Source organism: Arthrobacter sp. NicSoilC5, from assembly GCF_019977395.1.
Lineage (GTDB): Bacteria > Actinomycetota > Actinomycetes > Actinomycetales > Micrococcaceae > Arthrobacter.
Genome location: NZ_AP024660.1, coordinates 2,996,002 through 3,020,347, shown reverse-complemented (window position 1 = coordinate 3,020,347; position 24,346 = coordinate 2,996,002). Strand labels below are relative to the sequence as shown.

The 24,346-nt window shown below is 65.3% G+C and carries 22 protein-coding genes and 2 tRNA genes; 11 read left to right on the top strand and 13 right to left on the bottom strand.

What is annotated here, in order from left to right; genetic code table 11:
- Positions 1-101: 101 nt before the first annotated feature.
- The 7 genes from LDO22_RS14095 to pknB are packed head-to-tail and all read left to right on the top strand — an operon-like array spanning position 102 to position 9,618.
- The gene (locus LDO22_RS14095) at positions 102-845 is read left to right on the top strand and encodes a DUF3662 and FHA domain-containing protein (RefSeq protein WP_159629343.1); all 744 of its coding nucleotides are present in this window, start codon (positions 102-104) and stop codon (positions 843-845) included.
- Positions 842-1,324: an FHA domain-containing protein gene (locus LDO22_RS14090; RefSeq protein WP_159629345.1), complete on the top strand. Its 483-nt coding sequence runs from the start codon at positions 842-844 to the stop codon at positions 1,322-1,324. Before LDO22_RS14095 ends, LDO22_RS14090 begins: the two co-directional genes overlap by 4 nt.
- Positions 1,325-1,383: 59 nt before the next feature.
- Positions 1,384-3,036 (top strand): PP2C family serine/threonine-protein phosphatase, encoded by a 1,653-nt coding sequence (locus tag LDO22_RS14085; protein ID WP_224027245.1) that lies wholly within the window; start codon positions 1,384-1,386, stop codon positions 3,034-3,036.
- Entirely contained in the window at positions 3,033-4,421 is a 1,389-nt protein-coding gene (locus LDO22_RS14080) for an FtsW/RodA/SpoVE family cell cycle protein (RefSeq protein ID WP_224023973.1), read from the top strand. The genes LDO22_RS14085 and LDO22_RS14080 overlap by 4 nt, the downstream gene beginning before the upstream one ends.
- Positions 4,418-5,878: a penicillin-binding protein 2 gene (locus LDO22_RS14075; RefSeq protein ID WP_224023971.1), complete on the top strand. Its 1,461-nt coding sequence runs from the start codon at positions 4,418-4,420 to the stop codon at positions 5,876-5,878. The genes LDO22_RS14080 and LDO22_RS14075 overlap by 4 nt, the downstream gene beginning before the upstream one ends.
- Positions 5,875-7,605, top strand: coding sequence for a serine/threonine-protein kinase (locus tag LDO22_RS14070; RefSeq protein ID WP_224023969.1), 1,731 nt, complete (start codon positions 5,875-5,877; stop codon positions 7,603-7,605). The genes LDO22_RS14075 and LDO22_RS14070 overlap by 4 nt, the downstream gene beginning before the upstream one ends.
- A 15-nt stretch (positions 7,606-7,620) precedes the next feature.
- The gene (pknB, locus tag LDO22_RS14065; protein WP_275966738.1) at positions 7,621-9,618 is read left to right on the top strand and encodes a Stk1 family PASTA domain-containing Ser/Thr kinase; all 1,998 of its coding nucleotides are present in this window, start codon (positions 7,621-7,623) and stop codon (positions 9,616-9,618) included.
- Positions 9,619-9,645: 27 nt separating this feature from the next.
- Here the strand turns inward: pknB and LDO22_RS14060 are convergent, their stop codons facing one another.
- The 3 genes from LDO22_RS14060 to LDO22_RS14050 are packed head-to-tail and all read right to left on the bottom strand — an operon-like array spanning position 9,646 to position 11,251.
- Positions 9,646-10,287: an aminodeoxychorismate/anthranilate synthase component II gene (locus tag LDO22_RS14060; protein ID WP_224023967.1), complete on the bottom strand. Its 642-nt coding sequence runs from the start codon at positions 10,285-10,287 to the stop codon at positions 9,646-9,648.
- A complete protein-coding gene (locus LDO22_RS14055) occupies positions 10,284-10,454 on the bottom strand; it encodes a hypothetical protein (RefSeq protein WP_201302364.1) in 171 nt (56 codons plus the stop codon). Before LDO22_RS14055 ends, LDO22_RS14060 begins: the two co-directional genes overlap by 4 nt.
- A 2-nt stretch (positions 10,455-10,456) precedes the next feature.
- Positions 10,457-11,251, bottom strand: coding sequence for a class E sortase (locus LDO22_RS14050; protein ID WP_224023965.1), 795 nt, complete (start codon positions 11,249-11,251; stop codon positions 10,457-10,459).
- Positions 11,252-11,424: 173 nt separating this feature from the next.
- Between LDO22_RS14050 and LDO22_RS14045 the strand changes: the two genes are divergently transcribed.
- Both LDO22_RS14045 and LDO22_RS14040 read left to right on the top strand, forming a co-directional pair.
- Positions 11,425-11,676: a cell division protein CrgA gene (locus tag LDO22_RS14045; protein ID WP_141158788.1), complete on the top strand. Its 252-nt coding sequence runs from the start codon at positions 11,425-11,427 to the stop codon at positions 11,674-11,676.
- A 34-nt stretch (positions 11,677-11,710) separates the two neighbouring features.
- Positions 11,711-12,322 (top strand): DNA-3-methyladenine glycosylase I, encoded by a 612-nt coding sequence (locus LDO22_RS14040; protein WP_159634951.1) that lies wholly within the window; start codon positions 11,711-11,713, stop codon positions 12,320-12,322.
- Between the two features lie 214 nt (positions 12,323-12,536).
- Here LDO22_RS14040 and LDO22_RS14035 read toward each other — a convergent pair whose 3' ends face one another.
- The 3 genes from LDO22_RS14035 to LDO22_RS14025 all read right to left on the bottom strand — a co-directional run bounded on the left by LDO22_RS14035 (position 12,537) and on the right by LDO22_RS14025 (position 14,982).
- Positions 12,537-13,004 carry a carboxymuconolactone decarboxylase family protein gene (locus LDO22_RS14035; protein ID WP_224023963.1) on the bottom strand — a complete coding sequence of 156 codons (468 nt, stop codon included), beginning with the start codon at positions 13,002-13,004 and terminating at the stop codon, positions 12,537-12,539.
- A gap of 544 nt (positions 13,005-13,548) precedes the next feature.
- Positions 13,549-14,427 carry a rhomboid family intramembrane serine protease gene (locus tag LDO22_RS14030; RefSeq protein ID WP_224023961.1) on the bottom strand — a complete coding sequence of 293 codons (879 nt, stop codon included), beginning with the start codon at positions 14,425-14,427 and terminating at the stop codon, positions 13,549-13,551.
- A 9-nt stretch (positions 14,428-14,436) separates the two neighbouring features.
- Complete coding sequence (locus LDO22_RS14025) at positions 14,437-14,982, bottom strand: peptidylprolyl isomerase (protein ID WP_141158792.1); 546 nt, start codon at positions 14,980-14,982, stop codon at positions 14,437-14,439.
- A 154-nt stretch (positions 14,983-15,136) separates the two neighbouring features.
- Here LDO22_RS14025 and LDO22_RS14020 point away from each other — a divergent pair, with 154 nt between their 5' ends.
- Together LDO22_RS14020 and LDO22_RS14015 are read left to right on the top strand one after the other, a co-directional pair.
- A complete protein-coding gene (locus LDO22_RS14020; protein WP_159629368.1) occupies positions 15,137-16,078 on the top strand; it encodes a hypothetical protein in 942 nt (313 codons plus the stop codon).
- A gap of 102 nt (positions 16,079-16,180) precedes the next feature.
- Entirely contained in the window at positions 16,181-17,056 is an 876-nt protein-coding gene (locus tag LDO22_RS14015; protein WP_159629370.1) for a glycosyltransferase family 2 protein, read from the top strand.
- Between the two features lie 3 nt (positions 17,057-17,059).
- On the opposite strand, the gene LDO22_RS14010 is transcribed toward LDO22_RS14015, so the two are convergent.
- The 7 genes from LDO22_RS14010 to gyrB form a co-directional block, all read right to left on the bottom strand.
- A complete protein-coding gene (locus LDO22_RS14010) occupies positions 17,060-18,016 on the bottom strand; it encodes a DMT family transporter (RefSeq protein ID WP_224023959.1) in 957 nt (318 codons plus the stop codon).
- Positions 18,017-18,099: 83 nt separating this feature from the next.
- Positions 18,100-18,175 (bottom strand) — tRNA-Ala (locus tag LDO22_RS14005).
- A 72-nt stretch (positions 18,176-18,247) separates the two neighbouring features.
- Positions 18,248-18,364 carry a DLW-39 family protein gene (locus LDO22_RS14000; protein ID WP_210411329.1) on the bottom strand — a complete coding sequence of 39 codons (117 nt, stop codon included), beginning with the start codon at positions 18,362-18,364 and terminating at the stop codon, positions 18,248-18,250.
- 71 nt (positions 18,365-18,435) lie between these two features.
- A tRNA-Ile gene (locus LDO22_RS13995) sits at positions 18,436-18,509 on the bottom strand.
- 98 nt (positions 18,510-18,607) lie between these two features.
- On the bottom strand, positions 18,608-19,258 hold the full coding sequence (locus LDO22_RS13990) for a DUF3566 domain-containing protein (protein WP_224023957.1): 651 nt from the start codon (positions 19,256-19,258) through the stop codon (positions 18,608-18,610).
- Positions 19,251-21,929, bottom strand: a complete 2,679-nt coding sequence (gene gyrA, locus LDO22_RS13985; protein ID WP_141158797.1) for a DNA gyrase subunit A — start codon at positions 21,927-21,929, stop codon at positions 19,251-19,253. Before gyrA ends, LDO22_RS13990 begins: the two co-directional genes overlap by 8 nt.
- A 55-nt stretch (positions 21,930-21,984) precedes the next feature.
- On the bottom strand, positions 21,985-24,072 hold the full coding sequence (gene gyrB, locus LDO22_RS13980; protein ID WP_224023955.1) for a DNA topoisomerase (ATP-hydrolyzing) subunit B: 2,088 nt from the start codon (positions 24,070-24,072) through the stop codon (positions 21,985-21,987).
- Between the last annotated feature and the right edge of the window lie 274 nt (positions 24,073-24,346).

The window sequence follows — 24,346 nt, the reverse complement described above, 5'->3', positions numbered from 1 at the left end:
TGGCCACTGCCCGCGGGCATCACCGCGCAACGATGGACTGCCCTGCAGGTGCTGGCCAGCAACAACTACTGCCCCGGAGCCGGGGGGAAAGGAGAAGAACCATGGGTCTGCTGGACAAGGTTGAACGTGGCATTGAAAAGGCCGTCCGCGGCGTCTTCTCCACCGGTTCCAAAGCGCAGGTTGAGCCCGTTGAGATCGCCAGCCGGCTCCGCCGCGAGGTGGACCACAAAGCCCTCACCGTGGCGGCCGGACGCACGCTGGTACCCAACGTCTTCGACGTCCAGCTCAGTGACGATGACTTTGGCCGCGCACAGGAATGGGGCACGCCGCTGGCCGAAGAACTCTGCGACGTGGTCATCAACCACGTCCGCAGCCAGGGCTACACCCTCCAGGGCCCCGTCCGCATTTCGTTCCGGCGCGATTCCGAACTCCGCGCCGGGGATTTCGAAATAGCCTCCTCCACCGAAAAATCCCAGGGATCCGCCGCCCAGCCAAAGCCCCAGCCCAACGTTCCGGCGGCCCCGAGCCGGCAGCCTGTCAGGCTCCAGCCGGTGCTGGACATTGACGGCCAGCGCTATTCGCTCAACGCCCCGTCCATCATCCTGGGCCGGTCCTCAGAGGCGGACATCCACATCGAAGACACGGGCGTATCCCGGCGCCACCTGGAGATCCGCACGGCCAACGGTGTCACCAGCGCCGTGGACCTGGGATCCACCAATGGCAGCTACGTCAACGGCCAAAAGGTTTCCGGAAGCACCGAACTCACAGACGGCTCCACCATCACGATGGGACGGACAAAGATCATCTTCCGCCTGCTTCCTGCCAACCAGGGTGGCCACGCATGAGCGACCTCACCATCACCGCGCTGCGGTTCGGCTTCCTGCTGCTCCTCTGGGTCCTGATCTTCAGCATCGTCTCCGCCATGCGCCGGGACCTGATGCTGGGCCGCAAGGCTGCGGCCGGTGCACCCACGGCCCGCCAGATCCGGCGAAACCCCGAACTGGCCGAAGCTCCGCCGCAGCCCGTGAAACAGCAGGCCCGGCAGCTGGTGGTGCTCGAAGGTCCGCTCAAGGGCCGGACCGTGCCCCTGGCAGCGAGCCCCATCCTGCTGGGACGCGCCCAGGAAGCCACCCTGGTCCTTGAGGACGATTACGCCTCCGGCCGCCATGCCAGGCTCTTTCCGCAGGGCAGCCGCTGGTTCATTGAAGATCTTGGTTCCACCAACGGAACCTATCTGGGAGACCAGCAACTTACCCGTGCCCTGCCTGTCGAGCCAGGGGTACCCGTGAGAATCGGCAAGACGGTCATTGAATTGAGGCCGTAACTGTGGCCGAGGCTGAAAACCCCGCAACCGGCTCCAGTCCGGCTCAGCGGCCCCTCATCATGCGCTTCGCCGCGCGGTCGGACGTGGGCCGGATCCGTTCCAAGAACGACGATTCCGCTTACGCCGGCCGCCATCTCGCAGTGGTCGCGGATGGCATGGGCGGCCACGCGGGCGGCGATGTTGCCTCAGCCGCCACCGTCCTGGACATGATCCACCTGGACAGCCCGGACCACGGCGAGGACGCCGGGACCGTGCTGGCCGATGAGATCCAAACTGCCAACTCCCTGCTCTCTGAACTGGTGCACATCAACCCGAAGCTCGCGGGTATGGGCACCACCGTCACTGCGCTGCTGCTGGCGGACGACAAACTGCATTTCGCCCACATCGGCGACTCACGCGCCTACCGGCTCCGCGACGGTGAATTCAAGCAGGTCAGCGTGGACCACACCTTCGTCCAGCGGCTCATCGACGAAGGCCGGCTGCGGCCTGAGGAAGCGGAAACGCACCCGCACAAGAACGTCCTCATGCGCGTCCTGGGTGACGTCGATGCCAGCCCCGAGCTGGACCTGGACACCCTGGACGCCCGGCCCGGGGACCGCTGGCTGCTGTGCTCGGATGGACTGAACTATGTGGCCGCGCATGCGGTGGAGCGGACTGTCCGCGAAACCCACAACCTGCATGAGTGCGCCGAAACCCTTGTTGAACTGACCCTTGAGGCCGGTTCCCCGGACAACGTCACCGTGGTCATGGTGGACATCGTGGAGGAAACGCCCGACGACGTCAGCACGGCAGCCGTCGAAATTGTCCCGCCGGTCCAGGGCAGCAAGCCCGCTGCCGCGGCGGATGCTTCCCCCGCGGCCCAGGCTCCTGCCGCCGTGCCGGCCGATGGCAAGGAGGCGGCCAGTTCGGAAGCCGGGGCTCCCAAGCCAGGTTCCGGGCCTGCCAAGGAACCGGCAGACGGCGCCGGCGCCAAGGACGGCGACGCCAGCCCGGCCGACTCCGGCGGCACCGACCCCCACCTTGGGGAACACCTCTCCGCCGAGGTCCTGCGCGAAGAGCTGGCCTCCCGCCCGCATGAACTGGTGGGCGCCGCTGCTGCTGCCGCGGAGTCCGGTTCCATCCCCACCGTCGCCGGCCGTACCGTGGCCCGGCGGGCCGCAACGCTCCTGACGCACAAGGCGGAACCGGCAGACGGGGAAGACGCCTTGCCGCCACTGCGTCCCCGCCGCTGGTTGACCTGGTCCATCGCGGCCGCCGTCCTGGTAGTGGTGGCCGTTGGCCTCTGGCTTGGTTACGCGTGGACGCAGACCCGCTACTACGTGGGCGAGTTCGACTCCCGCGTGGCCATCTACAACGGGGTGTCGCAGCGGCTGGGTCCCATCCAGCTTTCCTCCCTGGAAGCAGTGACGGATATCCGCATGGACTCCCTCCCGCCGTTCTCGCAGCAGCGCGTGCGGCAGACGGTGCCTGCCAATGACCTCTACGACGCCCAGCGGATCGTCAAGAACCTGGAGCTCACCGGAACAACTTCGCCCGAGGAAGAGTGCCCCAAGCCTTCCGCGTCCGCCAGTGCCCCGGCACCCTCCAACAGTGCGGCCCCTGCCAGTGCGGCGGCGCCGCCACCGGCACCGGATGCGTCCGCTCCTGCCGCGGCGCCGTCCGCACCGTCACCCTCACCCACTCCCACCATCACCTGCGAGGCGGCCAAATGAGCCAGGTAAGCACCATGCCCAAGCCTCGCCGCAACGTGGAACTTGCGTTGCTGTTGCTGGCCCTTGCCGTCGGCATCGGCGCCAACATGATGGTGGGCGTGGATCAGGAGAAGGCTTTCGACTCGGATTTCTGGTTTCAGTCCAGCCTGCTGGCAGTGGCCGCCCTGGTGTTCCACGGCGTCCTGCGGTTCCGCGCTAAATATGCCGATCCAGTAATACTTCCGATCGTTGTCGCCCTCAACGGCCTGGGTCTGGCAATGATCCACCGGCTTGATGCTCCCGGCGAGGACACCGGCAACAACCAGCTCCGGTGGACCCTCATTGCCATGGCAGTGGCCATCGCCGTGGTCTTCTTCCTCAAGGACCACCGCATCCTGCGCCGGTTTACCTTTATCTCGCTGGCAGCCTCGGCCCTGTTGCTGATCCTGCCGCTTGTCCCGGGAATCAGCGCCGGTGAAATCCTGGGTGCGCGGGTGTGGATCAGGGTCGGTCCCATGACGTTCCAGCCGGGCGAAGTCGCCAAGATTACGCTGGCCATATTCTTCGCCGGGTATCTGTCCTCCAACCGCGACCTCATCCTGCTCGCCGGCCGCAAGATCGGCCCCATGCAGTTTCCGCGGTTCAAGGACATGGGTCCCATGATCACCGCGTGGCTCGTCAGCATTGGCGTGCTCATCTTCCAGCGCGACCTGGGCTCCTCCCTGTTGTTCTTCGGCCTGTTCATCGTCATGATCTACGTGGCCACCAGCCGGATCAGCTGGGTGGTGATCGGGCTGGCCCTGATCATCGGTGGCGGTTTCGTGGCGGCCCAGGTGTTCGCCCACGTCCAGCAGCGCGTCTACGGCTGGCTCAACGCCTTCTCCCCCGACGTCTATGAGAACGGCAGCCGGCAGGTCATCGAAGGCCTGTTCGGCATGGCCAACGGCGGACTGGTGGGCACGGGCCTTGGCCAGGGGCGTCCGGACCTCGTTCCTTTCGCCAACAGCGACATGATCATCGCCTCCCTGGGCGAGGAACTGGGGCTGATCGGCTTGTTCGCCGTGGTCCTGCTGTACCTGCTGTTCATCACCCGTGGCTTCCGTGCCGCCCTGGGCACCCGGGACGCGTTCGGCAAACTCCTCGCCTGCGGCCTGTCCTTCGCGGTCGCCCTCCAGTGCTTCGTGGTCATCGGCGGCGTCACCCGGCTCATTCCGTTGACCGGGCTCACCACGCCCTTCCTCGCAGCCGGCGGATCGTCCCTCCTGGCCAACTGGATCATCGTGGGACTGCTCCTGATGATTTCGCACGCCGCCCGTGGACCCGTGGACACCACTCCACTCCCGCCCGCCGGCGCGGCGGCGGCAACCGGCATTGACACTCCAACCGAGGCGGTGAAGCAGGTATGAACCAGGCAATCCGACACTCGTGGGTAGCCGCAGTGGCCATGTTCGCGCTGCTCTTCGGCGCCATCAGCTTTGTGCAGGTGGTGGGCGCCGACGACCTCAAGACCAATCCGCTGAACCAGCGCGCCATTCTCCAGAACTACTGCAACGACCGCGGCGCCATCATCGTCGGCGGCACCCCCGTGGCCGAGTCCGTGGAGACCGGTTCGGAGACCTGCAAGTTCCAGCGCACCTACCCCCAGCCGGAGCTGTATGCCGGGATCACCGGCTACTTCTCGAAGAACTACGGGGCCACGGGCCTTGAACAGGCCATGGGCGCCGAACTGGCAGGCAACTCGGACCAGCTTTTCCTTGACCGGGTGGGCCAGCTCTTCCTGGGCAACCAGCCCAAGGGCGCCTCGGTGGAACTGACCATCGACCCCCAGATCCAGCAGCTCGCCTACAGCCTGATCCCGGACGGCCAGCGCGGCTCGATCGTGGTCACCAACCCCAAGACCGGTGCCATCCTGGCCATGGCATCCAAGCCGTCCTACAATCCGAACCTCGCCGCCACGCAGGATGCCGCCGCCGAAGGCGCCAACATGAACGAACTGGTGAAGGTCCCCGGCATCAACCTGAACCAGAACGTCAGCGGCCCCACCGGCGAGCTGCTCGCACCGGGATCGGTCTTCAAACTGGTGGACACTGCCGCGGCCCTGGCATCGGGGAAGTACAACAAGGACAGCGTCCTGCCCAACCCCGCCGAGATGCCTTTCGACGGCATCCAGTACAAGCTTCCCAACTACGCCGGCGGCAACTGCTACACCAGGGACACCGCGGGGTTCGTCTTCGCCCTGCAGCAGTCCTGCAACACGCCGTTCGCCAGCATCGCCCTGGATCTTGGCCGTGACGCCATTGCCGCCCAGTACAAGAAGTTCGGGTTCGGCGAGGACGTTGGAAACCAGCTGAAGCTTGGCCACGCAACGGGGAACGGGTTCCCCGACAAGCTGGACGCGCCGGGCCTGGCCCAGTCCGCCATCGGCCAGAAGGATGTCCGGGTGACGCCGCTGCAGGTGAACATGATGACGAACGCCATCGCGAACGGCGGCGTCCAGATGGCGCCCAGCCTGGTCAAAACGCTGCGGTCCCCTGATCTGCGCGTTATTGACGAGCCACAGCCGGCCCAGCTCAGGACGTCCACCAGCCCGGAGATCGCCAAGCAAATCACCGAATGGATGACCAGCGTGGTGACGGACGGTATCGCCAAGAGTGCTGCGGTGCCCGGCGTGCAGGTCGCTGGCAAGACCGGCACCGCCGAGCTCGGCAACGGAACCAACAACTCGTGGTTCACCGGGTTCGCCCCCGCTGACAATCCCAAGGTCAGCGTCACGATCGTCATGGAAGGCGTAGACATCTACGCGGGAGCAAAGCTGACCAGTCCTAACGCGAAGAAGATTTTTGAGGCGGTGTTGAATAAGTGAGGCCTACAACGGGAATCACCCTCGGCGGCAGATTCCAGCTGACCACGCGGATTGCGATCGGCGGCATGGGGGAAGTCTGGAAGGCCAAAGACCTCGTCCTGGGCCGCATCGTCGCCATCAAGGTGCTGAAGGAGGAGTACACCGGCGACCCGGGATTCCTCCAGCGCTTCCGCGCCGAGGCCCGCCACACCGCACTCCTGAACCACGTGGGGATCGCCAACGTCTTCGACTACGGCGAAGAAGAGGGCTCAGCCTACCTGGTCATGGAACTGGTTCCGGGGCAGCCGCTGAGCAGCATCATCGAACACGAGCAGGTGCTCTCGCCCGACCGTACGCTGTCGATCATCGCGCAGACCGCCCGCGCCTTGGCCGTTGCGCACGCCCAGGGCCTTGTCCACCGCGACGTCAAGCCTGGCAACCTCCTGATCACCCCTGACGGGCGGGTCAAGGTCACCGACTTCGGCATCGCCCGCCTCGCCGACCAGGTGCCCCTCACCCAGACCGGGCAGGTCATGGGTACCGCGCAGTACCTGGCGCCCGAACAGGCAACGGGCCAGACCGCAACCGGTTCGTCGGACATCTACTCACTGGGCGTCATTGGATACGAGTGCCTCAGCGGCCACCGCCCGTTCTCCGGCGAATCGCAGATCGCCATTGCCCTGGCCCAGGTGAACGACGCCCCGCCGCCCCTCCCGGAGAGCCTGCCCACGCCGGTCCGCGCGCTCCTGATGTCCATGCTGGCCAAGGACCCCAAGGACCGCCCGGCGAATGCCATCAAGCTCGCCGAAGCTGCGGAAGCCATCCGTAACGGGGATGTGGGCGCTGCCCGTGCCGCGGTGCCCGGCATGCTTCTTTTCGACGCCGATACCGGCCCCATCACCGCACCCGTTGACACGGCCACGGCCCCCACGGGCGTCATCGGCACACAGCGTGACTCGGCACCCACCGCCACATCCGCCCTCCCGGTGATGGGCGCAGCCGCGGCAGGCGCTGCGGCTGGTATGGCTGCCAGCGCCCACGGCGCATCAGCCGATGGCGCGGAGCGTGCGCAGGGGCCGCTGGCCCGCGCCAACGCATTGGCTGCCGAGCGGAACTGGGACCAGGAGGAGGAAACGTACGACGACGCGCCCTCCGACGAGCCCCGGCGCAAGGGACGCAGCCCGTGGACCTGGCCCTTGGTTGCCCTGATCCTCCTGCTCCTCTTCGCCCTGGTGGGCTTCCTCCTGAACCAGGTGGGGCTCTTCTCACCGGCCGGCAACCCCAGCACCAGCGCCACCGCCAGCAGCGCACCGCCGTCGTCCGCGACGCCCACGCGGACCAGCGCCTCGGCCACGCCCACGCAGACGCGCAGCACGCCGACGCCCACACCCACCACGCAGCCCACCCAGGCCACGGTCAACGTGATACCGGCCGCGTACCTCGGCAAGGACTACCGCCAGGTCCAGTCCGCCCTGGCGGGCCTGGGACTCCAGGTGACTGTCCTTCCGCAGGAGAGCAGCACCGAGACGCCTGGTACTGTGCTGGAGCTCAACCCCACCGGGACGGTGCCCAAGGGTTCACTCATCACCGTCATCTACGCCACGGCTCCCAGCCCCGCGCCCACCACGGCGGCGCCAAGCCCTGCCCCCACGTCCTCGTCCCCGGTGGCGGGACCGACGCCCATCTCGCCCCTGGCAACCTGTGCGGCCGGCCAGACGCCGGGAGTACCCCCAACCTGCGCACCCTGACCGTCGGGACCACCAGTGAATGAGTCACCACGCACACCGTTGCACCGGGAGGACAGCCTGCCGGTGGATAACCGGCGTGTCCTGAACGGGCGCTACGAGCTGGGTAACCTCATTGGCCGCGGCGGCATGGCGGACGTCTACAGGGGCACCGACACCCGCCTGGGCAGGACAGTCGCCATCAAGCTGCTGCGGCCCGACATGGCCCGCGATCCGCAGTTCCAGGCACGGTTCAAACGTGAAGCTCAGGCGGTGGCCGCCCTCAACCACCCCTCCATCGTGGCGATTTTCGACACCGGGGAGCACGTGGTCCACGACGGCTCCGCCGAGGACGTACGGGTGCCGTACATCGTCATGGAGTACGTGGAGGGCAGGACCCTGCGCGAACTGATCCGCGGCAACGAGGTCACCATCAGCCAGGCGATCGACTATTGCCTGGGCGTCCTGGGAGCCCTCGAATACAGCCACAAGGCCGGGATTGTGCACCGGGACATCAAGCCTGCCAACGTGATGTACTGCCCGGGCACCAACTCCGTGAAGGTGATGGACTTCGGCATTGCCCGGGCCATCGCCGATTCCTCCGCCACCATGACCCAGACCCAGGCAGTGGTGGGAACGGCCCAGTACCTCTCGCCGGAACAGGCCCGGGGCGAAACCGTCGACGCGCGCAGCGATCTCTATTCCGCCGCGTGCCTGCTCTACGAAATGCTGACTTCGCGGCCGCCGTTCGTCGGGGACAGCCCGGTTTCCGTGGCCTACCAGCACGTCCGCGAAATCCCGGACCCGGCCAGCAGCCTCAACCCCGAGGTGTCACCGGCGCTGGACACGGTCCTCGCCAAGGCGCTGCAGAAGAACCGCGCGGACCGGTTCCAGGATGCGGCCGCTTTCCGGCGTGCCCTGCGCGCTGCAAAGGCCGGAGTGGCCGTCCCGGCCGTGCCGGCGTCCGAGGCACCCACCGATCCGAATGACCACGTACCCCAGGCGGCTCCGCCCACCGAGGCATTTGCTGCTGCGGGGGCAGGCTTCCTTGACGACGCGCCCACGGGGCGGCTGGCTGCCACCAGCCTGTTCCATGACGACGGCGGTTCCGCGGTTCCGCTGGAGCTGGCGGATGGGCACGATTCGGATGGGCACGGGCCGGATGGGTACGGTGCGGATGCCTACGGGGCCGGCCCGCTCCCGCTCGGCCTCGCTCCCGAACGCGAGCGGACCGCCCGCCAGAAGTCCCGCCGTCGTGCCTGGATTGCCACCCTGGTGATCTTCACCCTGTTGATTCTCGCGGGGGGCGGGCTGTGGCTGTACCAAACGGTGAACCGTCCAGCTCCCGCTCCTCCCAAGGTAGCCATCCCATCGGTGGCGTCCATGACGGAAACCGCTGCGCTCCAGGAGCTGTACAACGCGGGCCTTCGCCCCAGGATCGCCAGGTCGGCTAACGACACGGTGCCCAAGGGGACCGCCATCGGGACGGATCCCGCGGCCGGCGGTTTCCTGGATCCGGGGGCCGACGTAATCCTCAACGTCTCCGACGGCCCCAGCTCGGTCAAGATCCCGGACAGCCTCCCCGGCAAGACCGAGGCAGCGGCACGGGACATCCTCCGCCAGGTGGGGCTGGTTGGCGCTCCGTCAACCACCACCGCCAACAGTGCCACTGTCCCCGCCGGGATCGTCATCACCTCCAACCCGGCGCCGGGGCAAAGCGTCGGCGTCGGCACCAGCGTGGAGCTCATCGTCTCCACCGGCAAGGTGGTTGTCCCCGAACTGCGCGGCATGACCCGTGAAGAGGCCGAGGCCGCCCTGAAGGACCGTGGCCTGGTCGCTTCAGTGGTCGAGGCGGAAAACTCGCAGGTGGAGCCCGGCCGGGTCACTGACCAGAGCGACCCCGTCAACGCCGCCGTCGACCAGGGAAAGACCATCACCATCGTGGTGGCCAAGGCTCCGCCGCCGCCCCCGCCGGCGCCCACGGAAACCCCCACGCCGACAGCAACGCCGACGCCGAAGCCCACCAGGAAGGGCTGACGCCCGGCCTGGCGGGGCCGGGCCCTGCTAGTGCTGGATCAGCGGGCTCAGCTTCGCAGCCCGCGCGGCCGCGCCCTTCATGCCCAGCGACTCCAGCCAGTTGCCGAGCATCTGGTATCCGCCTTCGGTGAGGACCGATTCAGGATGGAACTGCACCCCGCACAACGGTGCAGTCCGGTGCTGCAGCCCCATGACTACGCCGGACGCGGTCTGCGCCGTCACTTCCAGGACCTCGGGAATGGACTCCCGGACCGCCGCCAGCGAGTGGTAGCGGGTGGCAGTGACGGGGGAGGGGAGCCCGGCGAACACGCTGGTGCCGCTGTGCTCCACCTGGGACGTCTTGCCGTGCATGAGCTCGGGGGCGTGGGTCACCTTGCCGCCGAAGGCCTCTGCCAGGGCCTGATGTCCCAGGCACACGCCGAACATGGGAACGCTGTTCTCACCGCACCACTTGATCAGCTCGATGCAGACACCCGCCTCCGCAGGATTTCCGGGACCGGGGGAAATGAGGACGCCGTCCCGGGTACTGGCAAGCTCGATGGCCTCGGCCAGGGTGACGTCATCGTTCCGGACCACCGTGGTCTCGGCACCGAGTTCCTGGAGGTAGCCCACCAGGGTGTAGACGAAGCTGTCGTAGTTATCCACTACAAGGATCTTGGTTGTGGTCATGGCTGGTCTGCGGAACCAATCGTTGAGTCGGTGAATTGGGTGAAGTGGGACATCCAGGGGAAAAGGAACTGGACCATCAGGACCAGGGCCACGAAGATCAGTGCCAGCGAGATGATGATCCTGAGCCAGAGCGGCCCGGGAAGGTGGCGGAAAATCCAGGCGTACACGGTCAGCTCCTTCCGGTGGCTGCTGCAACCTGCGCCGCGATCTCAGCAGGCGGCCCTGCGGCTGCCGGCCGCCAACTGTCAAGCAGGGCGTAGGCGATGATGCGTTCTTCCGCGCCGAAGCGCGGGTTGCAGCTGGTCATGGTGAGGTAGCTTTCGCTGGGCGCGACGCCCGGCTGGGTGGGGACAGGTTCCAGGACGTCAGTTCGGGAGGGCATCACGATCTGGTTGTTCCGGAAGACGTAGACGTAGTAACCGTCCTTGGTTTGCACGTAGATCTTGTCGCCGGGCACCAGCGTGTGGATGTTGTCCAGCACGGCCCCGTGCGTCTGCCGGTGCCCTGCGACGGCAAAGTTGCCCACCGCACCGGGCATTGCCGTATTGCTGTAGTGCCCCAGGCCCAGCGTATCCAGGACGTCCTGGCTGGTCCCCTGGACGATGGGACGCGTATAGGTGGGGCCGAACCGGGGGATGTACATGATGCCGATGGTGCCGGCGTGGCCGGGAGCGGTACCCACCACGGGTTTGCCAAAATCCTCGCCGGCGGCAGGGGGCGCCGCGGGGGCCGGGGCGGCCGTGGCGGGAGCGGCACTGCCCAGGTCCTGGGCGAATTCCTTGATGACCTGGCTCTGCTTGGCATCGGATTCCACGTTGGTCCACCACAGCTGCCACGCGACAAAGAGCAGGAGGATGACGCCGGCAGTAATCAGCAGCTCGCCGAGCACCGAGATGGTGCCAGTGAGGAGGGCACGACGGCGCGCGGGCGCAGTGGCGGGCTCCGCCTTCTCCTGCAATACCACGCGTTCCCCTCCGGGCATTCACCCTGGGCACCGGGTGCCCATCAACTGCGGCTAGAATTGGCTGCTAGTAAGAATCCAGATTTGACCAAGATCGCGCAGACCGCTGGCAATTTCCTTCTTGCAGGATACCAAGCCCGGGCCGCCGAGCTTGCCCAGCCCGCCAAGGAGAGCCAGTGCCCGAGTCAAAGCCTCGCAGGAAGACCGCCAGCACCGCCCAGCCGGCATCCCCGCAGGCGTACAAGCCCAACCCCGTGTGGTTCAAGCCGGTCATGTTCGGCCTCATGATCATCGGCCTCTTCTGGATCATCACCTTCTACATCAGCGAGGGACGCTTCCCGGTCCAGGCCTGGCAGTCCTGGAACATCGTGGCAGGCTTTGGCATCGCCATCGTCGGGTTCCTGATGACCACCCGCTGGCGCTCGTAGCGCCCGCCGCGGAACTGTTCCAAGGAGAACCACACTGGCTCCCGAGTCCAGCGGAGTGATCGTTGGCGAGGATGGCCTGGCCCGTCCTGCCTGGGCCGCCACGGATCCGCTCATGCGCGACTATTACGACCAGGAATGGGGACTGCCCGTCACTGACGAGCAGGGCATGTACGAGCGCATCTGCCTGGAGGGCTTCCAGGCAGGTCTTTCCTGGGCCACCATCCTGCGCAAGCGCCCTGCCTTCCGTGCCGCCTTTGCCGGCTTCGACCCCGAACAGGTGGCCTTGTTCAGCGGCGAGGACGTGGAACGGCTGATGCAGGATCCGGGAATCATCAGGAACCGGCTCAAAATCCTTGCCGCGGTCAAGAATGCGCAGGCCACCCTGGAACTTCGCAACGACGGCGGACTGGTGGACTTTGTTTGGAGCTTCCGCCCGGCCAGCACCCCGGAGCCCGCGGTGGCCGCCGATGTCCCCACGCAGTCGGCGGAATCGGTGGCCCTGTCCAAGGCGCTCCGGAAACGGGGCTTCTCCTTTGTGGGTCCCACCACCATGTTCGCCTTGATGGAAGCCGTGGGAATAGTGGACACCCATCTGCTGGACAGCCACCGCCGCGGCTCCTCCGGAATTTGGTCCATGCAGGCCTAAAGACCCTACCGCCGCCCGTTATCCCCAACTGTTGGGAAGGTTATCCACACTGTGGACAACCTTCCCCAGGGGTCCTGTAGAAGGCGCCAGCATCCCTGTGCAGCACCCTTCCGCCAAAACCTGCCGAGAAGATGTGGTTATTAACAGTGTGGAATACCTGTGGATAAGTTCAGGAGCCTGAAGGGGACACATCCCGACGGGCCGGCGCTGGAGACTACGGGCGTGTCCGCCGGACCGGGTGGTGGCTGGTGATGGACACCCTGTTAAATGCGTTCATGGTCACGGCAAGCCAACTCACGGCCGAAAACGCGTCGGCGCTGAGCCGCTCCCGCGCGTAAGCCTCCGCGTGCTCCCTTGACCGCTCATCCGGGAGTTCGGTGATGCTTTCCACCAAGGCCAGCGCGGCCCGCTCCTGGTCCGTGAACAGGGCGGTCTCACGCCAGGCAGGCAACACCGCCAGCCGCTGCGCACTTTCTCCCTCCTCGCCGGCCTTCCGCACGTGAAGATCCAGGCAATAGGCGCAGCCATTGATCTGGGAAATCCGCACGTTGAGCAGTTCCAACAGGCCCCTCCCGATCCCAGCCTCTTCTGCCGCTTCCTGCACCTTCAGGCCCAGGCCGCTGATCGCCCTCCACAGGGCCGGATGCTGTTTATCCAGATACAGGTGCTCAGTGGCAGTCACGGGTGTCCTTGTCGGTTGGGCGGCTTGGCAGGCAACCATCATAGGCAGGCGGCCAGAGCGCGACCCTCTGGTGTTTATCCACTTACCAACAATGCGATACCCACAAGTTATCCACAGCTGTGGGAAACCGCGTGGAAATCGGTGCCCCTGGCCGGCCCTGCCCTTACTGCTGCGGGTCGCGCGGGACTGCGAACAACAGCATTGTGACTTATTAACAGTGTGGATACCGATGTCGATAACCCGCCGCGAACGTCGGCAGAGCGGTTCGTCGGACATCCCATGGGTCGGTTTTTCCACAGAGGTGCCCGGAAAGTGCCTCTTATCCACTTACGCACAGCAATATCCCCACAGGTTATCCACAACTGTGGAGAAGCGCCCGGCTGTTGCCCCGGCATAAGCCGCAAAGGGCCGGGACGGGCCGATCCAGCACCTGAACTACAGCTATGTAAGTTACCAACACTGTGGAAAAGCGCTGTGGAAAACACGAATGCCCCCGTCACCAAGGGTGACGGGGGCATTCCGGTTGGTCGTGGATATGTGGCGGCTAAAGCGTCACGCGGACCCAGCTCGCGGCTACAAGCAGCGCAAAAACGGCGGCCAGTCCCAATGCCTGGAGCAGGCCCTGGCGGCGTCCCCGGGGCGTGTAGGCAAGAACCGCGGCGCAGAGGCCGCCGGTGATGAGCCCGCCCAGGTGGGCCTGCCAGGCGATATGCGGAATCAGGAAGCCGATGACGCCGTTGATGGCAATAAGGACCCACAGTTGCCGTGTGTCCCCGCCGCGCTGCCGTTGGACCAGCAGCATGGCGCCGAAGAGGCCGAAGATGGCACCGGAGGCGCCCACCAGCCCCACCAGGCCCTGCCCTGGCACCAGCACGGGGTTCATCAGCAGGTAGCCCACTGAACCACCAAAGGCGGAGATAAGGTACAGCGCCAGGAAGCGGACCCGGCCAAGGATGGGCTCCAGGGCCTGGCCGAAAATCCACAGCGTATACATGTTCAGGAGAATGTGCAGCAGCGAATCCGGGGAATGGAGGAAGGCCGAGGTCACCATCCGCCACGGCTCAAACGCGCCGTACTGGGGTGCGGCAAAGATGTTGTTATACGCGAACTGTTTGTATACCCAGTCCCCCGGAATAAGCATCTGCAGTGCGTAGACCACAACGCAGGCTGCAATGATGCCGTACGTCACCAAAGGTTTGCCAGTGGCAACGGCACCGCCGTAGACGCTCCGTACTTCCGGCGTCGTACGTCGTGTCTCGTTGACGCAGTCAACGCATTGGAATCCGACGGCGGCCGCCCGCTGGCAGTCCGGGCAGGCGGGGCGCCCGCAGCGCTGGCAGCGCACATAGGACGGCCGGTCCGGGTGCCGGGGGCATACCGGAACCTGGGCGGACGGCTCAGCCGACGGAATTCCGTAACTCATGGTGGGGCGTTACAGCTGTTCGATGTCGATGCTGTTGATGGTGACGTCCTCGACCGGGCGGTCACCCATGCCGGTGCGGACACCCTCGATGGCGTCTACGACCTTCTTGGACTCCTCGTCAGCCACTTCACCGAAGATGGTGTGCTTGCCCTGGAGCCAGTCCGTGGGAATGGTGGTGATGAAGAACTGTGAACCGTTGGTGCCCTTGCCCATCTGGATGCCGGCGTTGGCCATGGCCAGCTTGTAGGGCTGGTTGAAGCTCAGTTCAGGGTGGATCTCGTCGTCAAAGCGGTAGCCGGGGCCACCGGTTCCACGGCCCAGGGGATCGCCGGCCTGGATCATGAAGTCCTTGATGATGCGGTGGAAGATGGTTCCGTTGTAAAGCGGCGTGCCGGTCTTGTCCTCGCCGGTTTCCGGGTGGGTCCAGGCCTGCTCGCCGGTGGAAAGGCCCACGAAGTTCTTGACCGTCTTGGGCGCGTGGTTGCCGAAGAGGTTAACCACGATGTCGCCGAGGCTGGTGTGGATGGTTGCTTTTGCAGTTGCGATGGCAGTCATAGGTTGATTCTCCCATGCCGGTTCTGGGCAGCCACGGCTGCGGGGGCAGTTCCGCGCTGGGTGAAATCCCCCTAAAATCCGCAGAGTGAATAGCCCGAGGTGATCTGGGCACGTAGGCTAGCGACAGAACCGTCACATTAATCGGGAGGTAGTTGTGAAGAAATCGGATCGTATTGCCCGTGACCTTGAGCAGTCGGTCACCAGTGCGGTGGAAAACGCCAAGGATTGGGCGGCCCCCCGGGTGGAAGCTGCCGTGGACTGGGCTGTTCCCCGGCTGCAGCAGGGCCTGGACAGCGCATCTCCCAAGATCCAGGAAGGCCTGAAGACGGCGGCCCACAGCCTGGCCGACGGCGTTGCCACAGTGACTCCCCGGATCCAGGACGGACTGGCCCATTTGGCCCCGAAGATCAATGACGTGGTTGAAGGCGCATCGCCCAGGCTGCACGAGGCCCTGGACAAGGCCACCCCGGTGGTCCTGAACGCCCGGGACCGGGTAGTGGTGGAGTACCTGCCTAAGCTCTCGGACCAGATTGGCGTGGCGTCCGGCGCCGTTCACCGCACCCTGGAAAACACCCCGGCACGGGTTGACGCAGTGGCGCAGAAGCTTGGGGACGTGGGAATCATCCACGCCCTCCAGGAGCAGGCCCAGGCCACCGGCACGCAGCTGAAAGCAGCCGCGGCAGGGGCAAGCCGCGCAATGGACGTGCAGCTTGCCCAGCCGGAGAAGCCCAAGAAGCGTGGCTGGCTGATATTCGGTGTGGTGGCCGCAGCGGTTGCAGCGGGCGTCGCCGCATGGAAGGCGTCCAAGCCGGTCGAGGACCCCTGGAAGACCCCCTCGCCGGTCACCCCCACCCCGGCACCCGTTCCGGCCACTACCGTCAGCGACGTCAAGGCAACCACTGCCGACGCCGCCGACAAGGGCACTTCCGCAGCCGCATCCGCGGCCGGTGCTGCCGCGGACAAGGCCGGGGACGCAGCTGGGACGGTCGCTGATAAGTCAGCCGATGCCGCCGACAAGGCCAAGCACGTTGCCGACGACACCGAAGGCGGCGCCAAGACGGTTGCCGATGAAGACAAGGGCAGCAGCCAGGCCTGATCTTCGCCATTCACACAAGGGGGCTCCGTTTGACGGCGGGCCCCCTTTTTGTGTCTCTTCCCGTCCGCGGAGGCATCTTTCGCGGATGCTAGATTTGAAGTGATGTCAGCCAATCGATCCTCTGGGGATGCCGTGAACGACGCAGCCGTACAGCTCCGCGTGTCAATCGTCATCCCGGCGTACAACGAGGAGAGCGTGATCAGGCAGTGCCTGATAGCTGCGATCTACCAGTCCGTTCCCGCCCACGAGATCATCGTGGTGGACAACCTTTCGAAGGACCGGACCGCTGACATTGTGCGCCAGATGCAGCTCGAGTATCCGGAAAGCCCCATCATCCTCCTGAGCCAGGACCGGGAACAGGGACTCATCCCCACCAGGAACTTCGGGCTGGACAGTGCCACCGGGGACATCCTGGGGCGGATTGACGCTGATTCCATTGTCGAACCCGACTGGGTTGAACAGGTGCAGAAGGCCTTCGCTGACCAGTCGGTCCAGGCTGCCACCGGCCCGGTGGTCTACTACGACATGCCGATGCGCCGGTTCGGACTCAAGGCGGACGACAAGATGCGCCAGCTCATGCTGAAGCTGGCCAAGCACCAGTACCATTTCCTGTTCGGCTCCAACATGGCCCTGCGGGCCACGGCCTGGGAGACCATCCGTTCAGAGACCTGCCGGGACGAGAAGGACGAGATGCACGAGGACATCGACCTGTCCCTGCACCTGGCCGACCATGAACTGCCGGTGCGCTACTGGCCGCAGATGGTGTCCGGGATGTCCGCGCGGCGGCTTGAGGATTCACCGCGGGACTACCGCTACTACGTCACCCGGTTCGACCGGACCTACAAAGCCCACAACGTCAGGAAGATGGCGCTGAAGGCCCCCATGGTGGTTTTCTTCTCGGTGTACTTTCCGGCCAAGCTCCTCAGGGCCATCCACACCGTCAACACGGCCCAGCCGGTCCGCCGCGGCGGTCAGTAGCGCTCAGTCAGTTCCCAACCCGGCCAGGCGGTCCGACGGCGGTTCCTCCTGCGGTGCCGTTCCACGGCTGCCCCGGCTGCCATTCCCCTGGCCCCTGCTGTTCCTCTGACCGAGGACCACGACGGCGAGTCCCGCCAGGATCAGGCCGAGCCCGGCGTAAGTTCCTGCGGGCAGCGTCTCGTGCAGGAACACGGCTGCCAACAGCGCTGCCCCCGGGATTTCCAGGAGGATGATCATGGAGACGATGAGGGGGCTCATGGTGGCCAGCAGGTGGTTGAAGGCGGTGTGGCCCACCAGTTGGGCACAGACGGTGATTGCTGCGATGCCCAGCCACCCGGCCGGCTCAAACCCCGCCAGGGGCTGGCCCGCGAACAAGGCAAGGACGGCCACGAGAGCGGCGCACATTCCGTAGCAGAGCGTGGTGTAGGTTCCTGTTGTCATGCTCTGCCGTGCCTTGCCACCCGCGAGCGTGTAAAGGCCGGCAAGGGCGCCGCCAGCCATCGCCAGCAGGTCTCCCGTGAGGGCCTGCGGGGAAGAGCCCATGTCGAAGCCGGTGATCGCCACGACCCCGCCAAAGGCGATTCCCAGCCCCGCCAGGACCTGCCAGCGGTGGCGGATGCCGCGGAAGAGCTGGAAGACGGCAATCCAGGCTGACTGCAGGCAGACCAGGGCGGTGGCGGCTGCTACGGATGTCAGCTGGAGGGATGTGATGAAGCAGGCGAAGTGCAGGGCAAGCGCGACGGCTGCCAGCATCGACCAGCGGAACTCGCTGCGGCTGATCCTGCGGAACTGGCCGGGTTCCCGGACCAGGGTGGGGGAGGCCATGACGGCCGCGCCGATGGCGTTGCGCCAGAAGGCGATGGCAAGGGCGCTGACACTTGTGGCGCCGAGCGTGGCCGCGATCAAGGGCCCGGATGATGCAACGCCCAGGACTCCCAGTGCCGCGAAGAAGAAGTTCAATGCCGCCCCCTTGGTACTGGTTCATTGCGCAGATGGAAAGCAAAAAGTCCCGGCCGGCGTTTCCGCTGACCGGGACTTCCTTATGGTGGAGGCACGGGGACTCGAACCCCGAACCCCCTGCTTGCAAAGCAGGTGCGCTACCAATTGCGCCATGCCCCCATAAGAAGCAACCCGTCCATCATACCCTAGAACCAGGGAGCCCTTGACAGGCTCCCGGAGCGGGTGTCCGGCCTAGTCCACCGTATCGGTTGACTTGCTCCAGACTGTTTTCCGGGCTTCGGATTCCTGTGCCTTCCGGTAGACCAGGAAGCCTGCGATTGCCGCTGCCAGTACAAGCAACTTCTTCACATGCTCCCCGTTCCGATCCGGTACCGGATAACTCCGGACCAAACCTCCGTTTGAAACCTGCACAAGTTCCGTGGGCGTACCAGGACTTGAACCTGGGACCTCTTCGTTATCAGCGAAGCGCTCTAACCGCCTGAGCTATACGCCCTCAATCCCTCATCGGGCCGAGACATGACTTTACAGCACACCCCGGCCCGATCTCAAATCGGGCCTTTTCACCGGTGCGGGCCCGGCGAAAATGGCTTCCTAATCGTCGGTGAGGGTCACGCCAATGCCGCCCACCAGGGTGGCGGAGATGTTGTAGAGGACAGCGGAAAGCATGGACAGTGCCGTCAGCAGGACCACGTTGACCACGGCAATGATGGTGGCGAACGACGCAACCTGGCCCAGCGAAGCCACCTTCTTCAGCTCGAAGCCGCCGCTTTCCGAGCCGGCGAGCGTGCCCAGCAGGCTGTCCACCTGGTCAAAGATCCCGGTGAGGTCCAGGACCGTCCACAGGACAATGGCGGCCACCACAGTCACGATCCCCAGTGCCACGGACAGCAGGAATGCCATCTTCAGGACGGACCACGGGTCCACCTTGCTGATCAGGAGCCGGGCCCGGCGGACCTTTGCCTTCGGCGCCGGCTTCACCAGGCCAGGGGTTCCCTGACTGGAGGCGCCCTGTGCAGGACGCTGTCCGGGCTGGCCCTGGAAGGGGCGCTGGCCGGGCTGCACGGGGCGGTCGCCCTGCTGCGGCCGCTGGCCAGGGACGGCGGGGCGCTGGCCCGGAGCGCCGGCCGGCGCACCGGGGCGCTGCTGCGGACGAACGGGGGCGTTCACGCGGGGTGCCGCTGAAGGCCGGTTCCCGTCGGGAACAGTACTGTTCGGCTTGGGAAATGAGTCGGAATTACTCACTCGTTACCTCCGTGTTGTCTTCGTTCGGCTCAGCGTCGCCCGAGGCGTCCTCTGACTCAACGGCCGGTGATTCTTCTGCCATTGCTGGCGCGGCGGATTCCCCAGCGGTCCCGCCATCTTCAGCCAACGTTACGTCATCCCCGGCGGATTCCTCGTCCTCAAGACCGCGTTCGCTGTTGCGCGCCACCTCGATAATCCGGTCATTCTTGTCCGGTTTGGCGAAGATGACGCCCATGGTGTCGCGGCCCTTGGCAGGAACCCCGGCAACGGAGGAACGGACAACCTTGCCGCCTTCCATGACCACGAGGACTTCATCTTCTTCCTGGACGATCAGTGCACCCACGAGGTGGCCGCGCTCTTCCTGGTATTTGCCGACCTTGATACCCAGTCCGCCACGGCCCTGCAGGCGGTATTCCTCCACCGCCGTGCGCTTGGCGTACCCGCCTTCGGTCACGATGAACACGAACGAACCGTCGGTGACCACGTCCGCGGCCAGCAGTTCGTCGTCCTCGCGGAACTTCATGCCGGTAACGCCGGATGTGGCACGTCCCATGGGGCGCAGTGCGTCATCGGTGGCGGTGAAGCGGATGGACTGGCCCTTGCGGGACACCAGGAAGAGGTCGTCGGTTTCCGAGACAAGCTGGGCGGAGACCAGTTCGTCGCCGTCACGCAGGTTGATCGCGATCACGCCTGCCGAACGGTTCGTGTCGTAGTCCTCCAGCCTGGTCTTCTTCACCAGGCCCCTCTTGGTGGCGAGCACCAGGTACGGCGCCTGCTGGTAGTCCTTGAGGTCCAGCACCTGGGCGATGTGTTCGTCGGGCTGGAATGCCATCAGGTTGGCAACGTGCTGGCCCTTGGCGTCCCTGCCCGCTTCCATCAGCTCGTACGCCTTGGCGCGGTAGACCCGGCCCAGGTTGGTGAAGAACAGCAGCCAGTGGTGGGTGGTGGTGACGAAGAAGTGCTCCACCACATCGTCACCACGCAGCTGGGCCCCCTTGATGCCCTTGCCGCCGCGCTGCTGCGACCGGTAGTTGTCGCTGCGGGTGCGCTTGACGTAGCCGCCGCGGGTGATGGTGACCACCATCTCCTCTTCGGGGATGAGGTCCTCCATGGACATGTCGCCGTCGTAGCCCATGAGGATCCTGGTGCGCCGGTCATCGCCGTGCTTGTCCACGATCTCGCCCAGCTCAGTGCTGATGATCTCGCGCTGGCGCTGCTCCGACCCCAGGATTTCCTTGTATTCGGTAATCAGGGCTTCGAGTTCTGCGTGCTTCTCCTGGATCCGCTGGCGTTCCAGGGCGGCCAGGCGGCGCAGCTGCATGTCCAGGATGGCCCGGGCCTGCAGCTCATCAATGTCCAGCAGCTCCATCAGCCCGTCCCGTGCGGCCTCGGTGGTGCTGGAAGCGCGGATGAGGGCAATGACCTCGTCCAGCATGTCCAGCGCCTTGAGGAGGGCCCGAAGGATGTGGGCTTCTTCCTCCGCCTTGCGCAGGCGGTACCGGGTGCGGCGGGCGATAACGTCCATCTGGTGCGTGACCCAGTGGCGGATGAACGCATCAAGGCTCAGTGTCCGGGGCACGCCGTCCACGATGGCCAGCATGTTGGCGGAGAAGTTGCTCTGCAGCTCGGTGTGCTTGTAGAGGTTGTTCAGCACCACCTTGGGCACGGCGTCGCGCTTCAGCACGATCACCAGGCGCTGGCCGGTGCGTCCGGACGTTTCATCCCGGAGGTCGGCAATGCCCTGGATCTTGCCGTCCTTGACCAGTTCGGCGATCTTGATGGCCAGGTTGTCCGGGTTGGCCTGGTACGGAAGTTCGGTGACCACCAGGCACGTGCGGCCCTGCAGTTCCTCCACGGCAACTACTGCGCGCATAGTGACCGATCCGCGGCCGGTGCGGTAGGCGTCTTCGATGCCCTTGTGGCCAAGGATGGTGGCTCCGGTGGGGAAATCCGGGCCCTTGACCCGCACCAGCAATTCCTCGAGGAGTTCCTCGCGCGTGGCACCCGGGTTGGAGAGGTACCACTGCACGCCGTCGGCTACTTCCCGGAGGTTGTGCGGCGGGATGTTGGTAGCCATGCCCACGGCGATACCTGAAGAACCGTTGACCAGCAGGTTGGGGAACCTGGCCGGCAGGATGGTGGGTTCCTGGTTTTTGCCGTCATAGTTGTCCTGGAAATCGACGGTCTCCTCGTCGATGTCCCGGACCATTTCCATGGCCAGCGGCGCCATCTTGGTTTCGGTATACCGCGGTGCGGCAGCGCCGTCGTTGCCGGGGGATCCGAAGTTTCCCTGCCCCAGCGCCAGCGGGTAGCGCATGGTCCAGTCCTGGATGAGGCGCACCAGGGCGTCGTAGATCGCAGTGTCGCCGTGGGGGTGGTACTGGCCCATGACCTCGCCCACCACGCGGGCGCACTTGTTGAAGGACCGGTCGGGGCGGTAACCGCCGTCGAACATCGCGTACAGCACGCGGCGGTGCACGGGCTTGAGGCCATCGCGGACGTCGGGAAGGGCACGGCCCACGATGACGGCCATGGCGTAGTCCAGGTAGGACCGCTGCATTTCCGTCTGCAGGTCCACCTGTTCCACGCGGTCGATCAGCACGTCGCCTTCAAGAACGGTGTCCGGAGTTCCGCCCTCAGGGGCGGAGTTCTCGGGGATTTCGTCGCTCATTAGTTATTTTCCGTTTCAGGTATATGTCTGGTTCCGAATACTTTGGAGCGGATCCTTAGATGTCCAGGAACCGGACGTCCTTGGCGTTCTGCTGGATGAAGTTGCGGCGGGATTCGACGTCTTCGCCCATGAGGACGGAGAAGATCTGGTCGGCAGCCAGGGCGTCGTCCATGGTCACCTGCAGCAGGGTGCGGTGGTCGGGGTCCATGGTGGTGTCCCACAGCTCGGTGTAGTCCATCTCGCCAAGGCCCTTGTAGCGCTGGATGCCGTTGTCCTTGGGGATGCGGCGCCCGGCGGCCTGGCCCGACACGAGCTTGGCGTCGCGTTCGCGGTCGCTGTACACGTAGTCATGCGGGGCGTTGGACCACTTGATCCGGTACAGCGGGGGCTGGGCCAGGTACACGTAGCCGTTCTCGATCAGGGGCCGCATGTAACGGAACAGCAGGGTCATCAGCAGCGTAGTGATGTGCTGGCCGTCCACGTCGGCATCTGCCATGAGCACGATCTTGTGGTACCGCAGCTTGGCCAGGTCGAAGTCCTCGCCGATGCCGGTACCGAAGGCAGTGATCATGGACTGCACTTCTGCGTTGCCCAGGGCCTTGTCCAGGCGTGCGCGCTCCACATTGAGGATCTTGCCGCGGAGGGGAAGGATGGCCTGGGTCTCGGGGTTGCGGCCGCGCTTGGCGGAACCACCGGCCGAGTCACCCTCCACGATGTAGACCTCGCACTTTTCCGGGTCCTTTGAGGAACAGTCCGAAAGCTTGCCGGGCATGCCAAAGGACTCCAGCGGGCTCTTGCGCCGGGCATTGTCGCGGGCCTTGCGCGCAGCCATCCTGGCCTGCGCGGCGGAAATCGCTTTGCGGATCACGTCGCGGGCGGGGCCGGGGTTGCGCTCCAGCCAGTCGCCCAGCCCGTCGGTGACCACGCGCTGGACGAAGCCCTTGACCTCGGAGTTGCCGAGCTTGGTCTTGGTCTGGCCCTCGAACTGGGGCTCGGCCAGCTTGACCGAGATGACTGCGGTGAGGCCCTCGCGGATGTCGTCGCCCGTGAGGTTGTCGTCTTTCTCCTTGATAATGCCTTTTTCGCGGGCATACCGGTTGATAAGGGAGGTCATGGCAGCGCGGAAGCCTTCTTCGTGCGTGCCACCCTCATGGGTGTTGATGGTGTTGGCGTAGGTGTGGACGCTTTCGGAATAGGCGCTGGTCCACTGCATGGCCATTTCCAGGGCGATCTTGCGCTCGGTGTCCTCGGTTTCAAAGGCGATGACGTCCTCGTGGACCACCTCAACCTTTTTGCCCGAGTTCAGGTGCCTGACGTAGTCCAGCAGGCCTTCGTTGTATTGGTACACCACGGTGCGGTGTTCGGCGCTGACTTCACCCTCGGTGCTGAGGTCGTCAAGGTCCAGGTCGCCGTCGGCGTCGTCCCCGGCTGGCGCGCGCTCATCCGTCAGGGTGATCCGCAGTCCCTTGTTCAGGAAAGCCATCTGCTGGAAGCGGGCGCGCAGCGTTTCGAAATCGAACTCGGTGGTTTCGAAGATCGCGGGGTCCGGGTAGAAGGTCTGGGTGGTGCCGGTGGCGTCCGTCTCTTCGCCCTGGACCAGGCTGCCCTGCGGCTTGCCGCCGTCAGCGAAGGACATCCGCCACACGTGCCCCTGGCGGCGCACTTCGGTATCCACGCGGCTGGACAGTGCGTTGACCACCGAGATGCCCACGCCGTGCAGGCCACCGGAAACGGCGTATCCGCCGCCGCCGAACTTGCCGCCCGCGTGCAGGATGGTCATGACCACCTCGACGGTGGGTTTGTGTTCCGTGGGGTGCATATCCACCGGAATGCCGCGGCCGTCATCGACCACTTTCACGCCGCCATCGGCCTGCAGGACGATCTCGATATGGCTGCAGTAACCGGCCAGCGCCTCATCCACCGAGTTGTCCACCACTTCGTAGACCAGGTGGTGCAGGCCACGGGGTCCGGTGGAGCCGATGTACATGCCCGGACGCTTGCGGACAGCTTCAAGGCCCTCCAGCACGGTGATGTCACTGGCGCCGTATTCCCTTGGCGTGGCTGCCGTGGGTGGAGTATCAGGGGTGCGGCCATCCTCGACTGCTGTATCTGCTGCCAGAATATCTGTATTGTCGTTAGCCACAGGCGCTGCGACTCCTCTGTTCTCGATGATGGCCGGCCGGTGCCTTTCCCAGGGAAAAGCCACCCGCCAACAGGCACAAACTTATGGCGCCGGTGACCTGCTGACGGTTGGTGGTCCGCGCCCCGCGCGCGGAGAGCGCGCGCAGAACGGACTGAAGTCAACGTTTCATCCGCGCCCAGTTATCTGCATCAATTCTACCGTGAACCAGGACATATCCCCGCATTCCGGGGCCTTCAGCGCCACTGAATATGGCTGTGCGAGGCTCTTGGCCACG

Bases quoted from the DNA above. Each gene is read 5' to 3' on its own strand.
- LDO22_RS14075 (WP_224023971.1), top strand. From the start codon at position 4,418: ATGAACCAGGCAATCCGACACTCGTGGGTAGCCGCAGTGGCCATGTTC.
- LDO22_RS14095 (WP_159629343.1), top strand. From the start codon at position 102: ATGGGTCTGCTGGACAAGGTTGAACGTGGCATTGAAAAGGCCGTCCGC.
- LDO22_RS14090 (WP_159629345.1), top strand. From the start codon at position 842: ATGAGCGACCTCACCATCACCGCGCTGCGGTTCGGCTTCCTGCTGCTC.
- LDO22_RS14030 (WP_224023961.1), bottom strand. From the start codon at position 14,427: ATGAGTTACGGAATTCCGTCGGCTGAGCCGTCCGCCCAGGTTCCGGTA.
- LDO22_RS14080 (WP_224023973.1), top strand. From the start codon at position 3,033: ATGAGCCAGGTAAGCACCATGCCCAAGCCTCGCCGCAACGTGGAACTT.
- LDO22_RS14060 (WP_224023967.1), bottom strand. From the start codon at position 10,287: ATGACCACAACCAAGATCCTTGTAGTGGATAACTACGACAGCTTCGTC.
- LDO22_RS14025 (WP_141158792.1), bottom strand. From the start codon at position 14,982: ATGACTGCCATCGCAACTGCAAAAGCAACCATCCACACCAGCCTCGGC.
- LDO22_RS14085 (WP_224027245.1), top strand. From the start codon at position 1,384: ATGCGCTTCGCCGCGCGGTCGGACGTGGGCCGGATCCGTTCCAAGAAC.
- gyrA (WP_141158797.1), bottom strand. From the start codon at position 21,929: ATGAGCGACGAAATCCCCGAGAACTCCGCCCCTGAGGGCGGAACTCCG.
- LDO22_RS14015 (WP_159629370.1), top strand. From the start codon at position 16,181: ATGTCAGCCAATCGATCCTCTGGGGATGCCGTGAACGACGCAGCCGTA.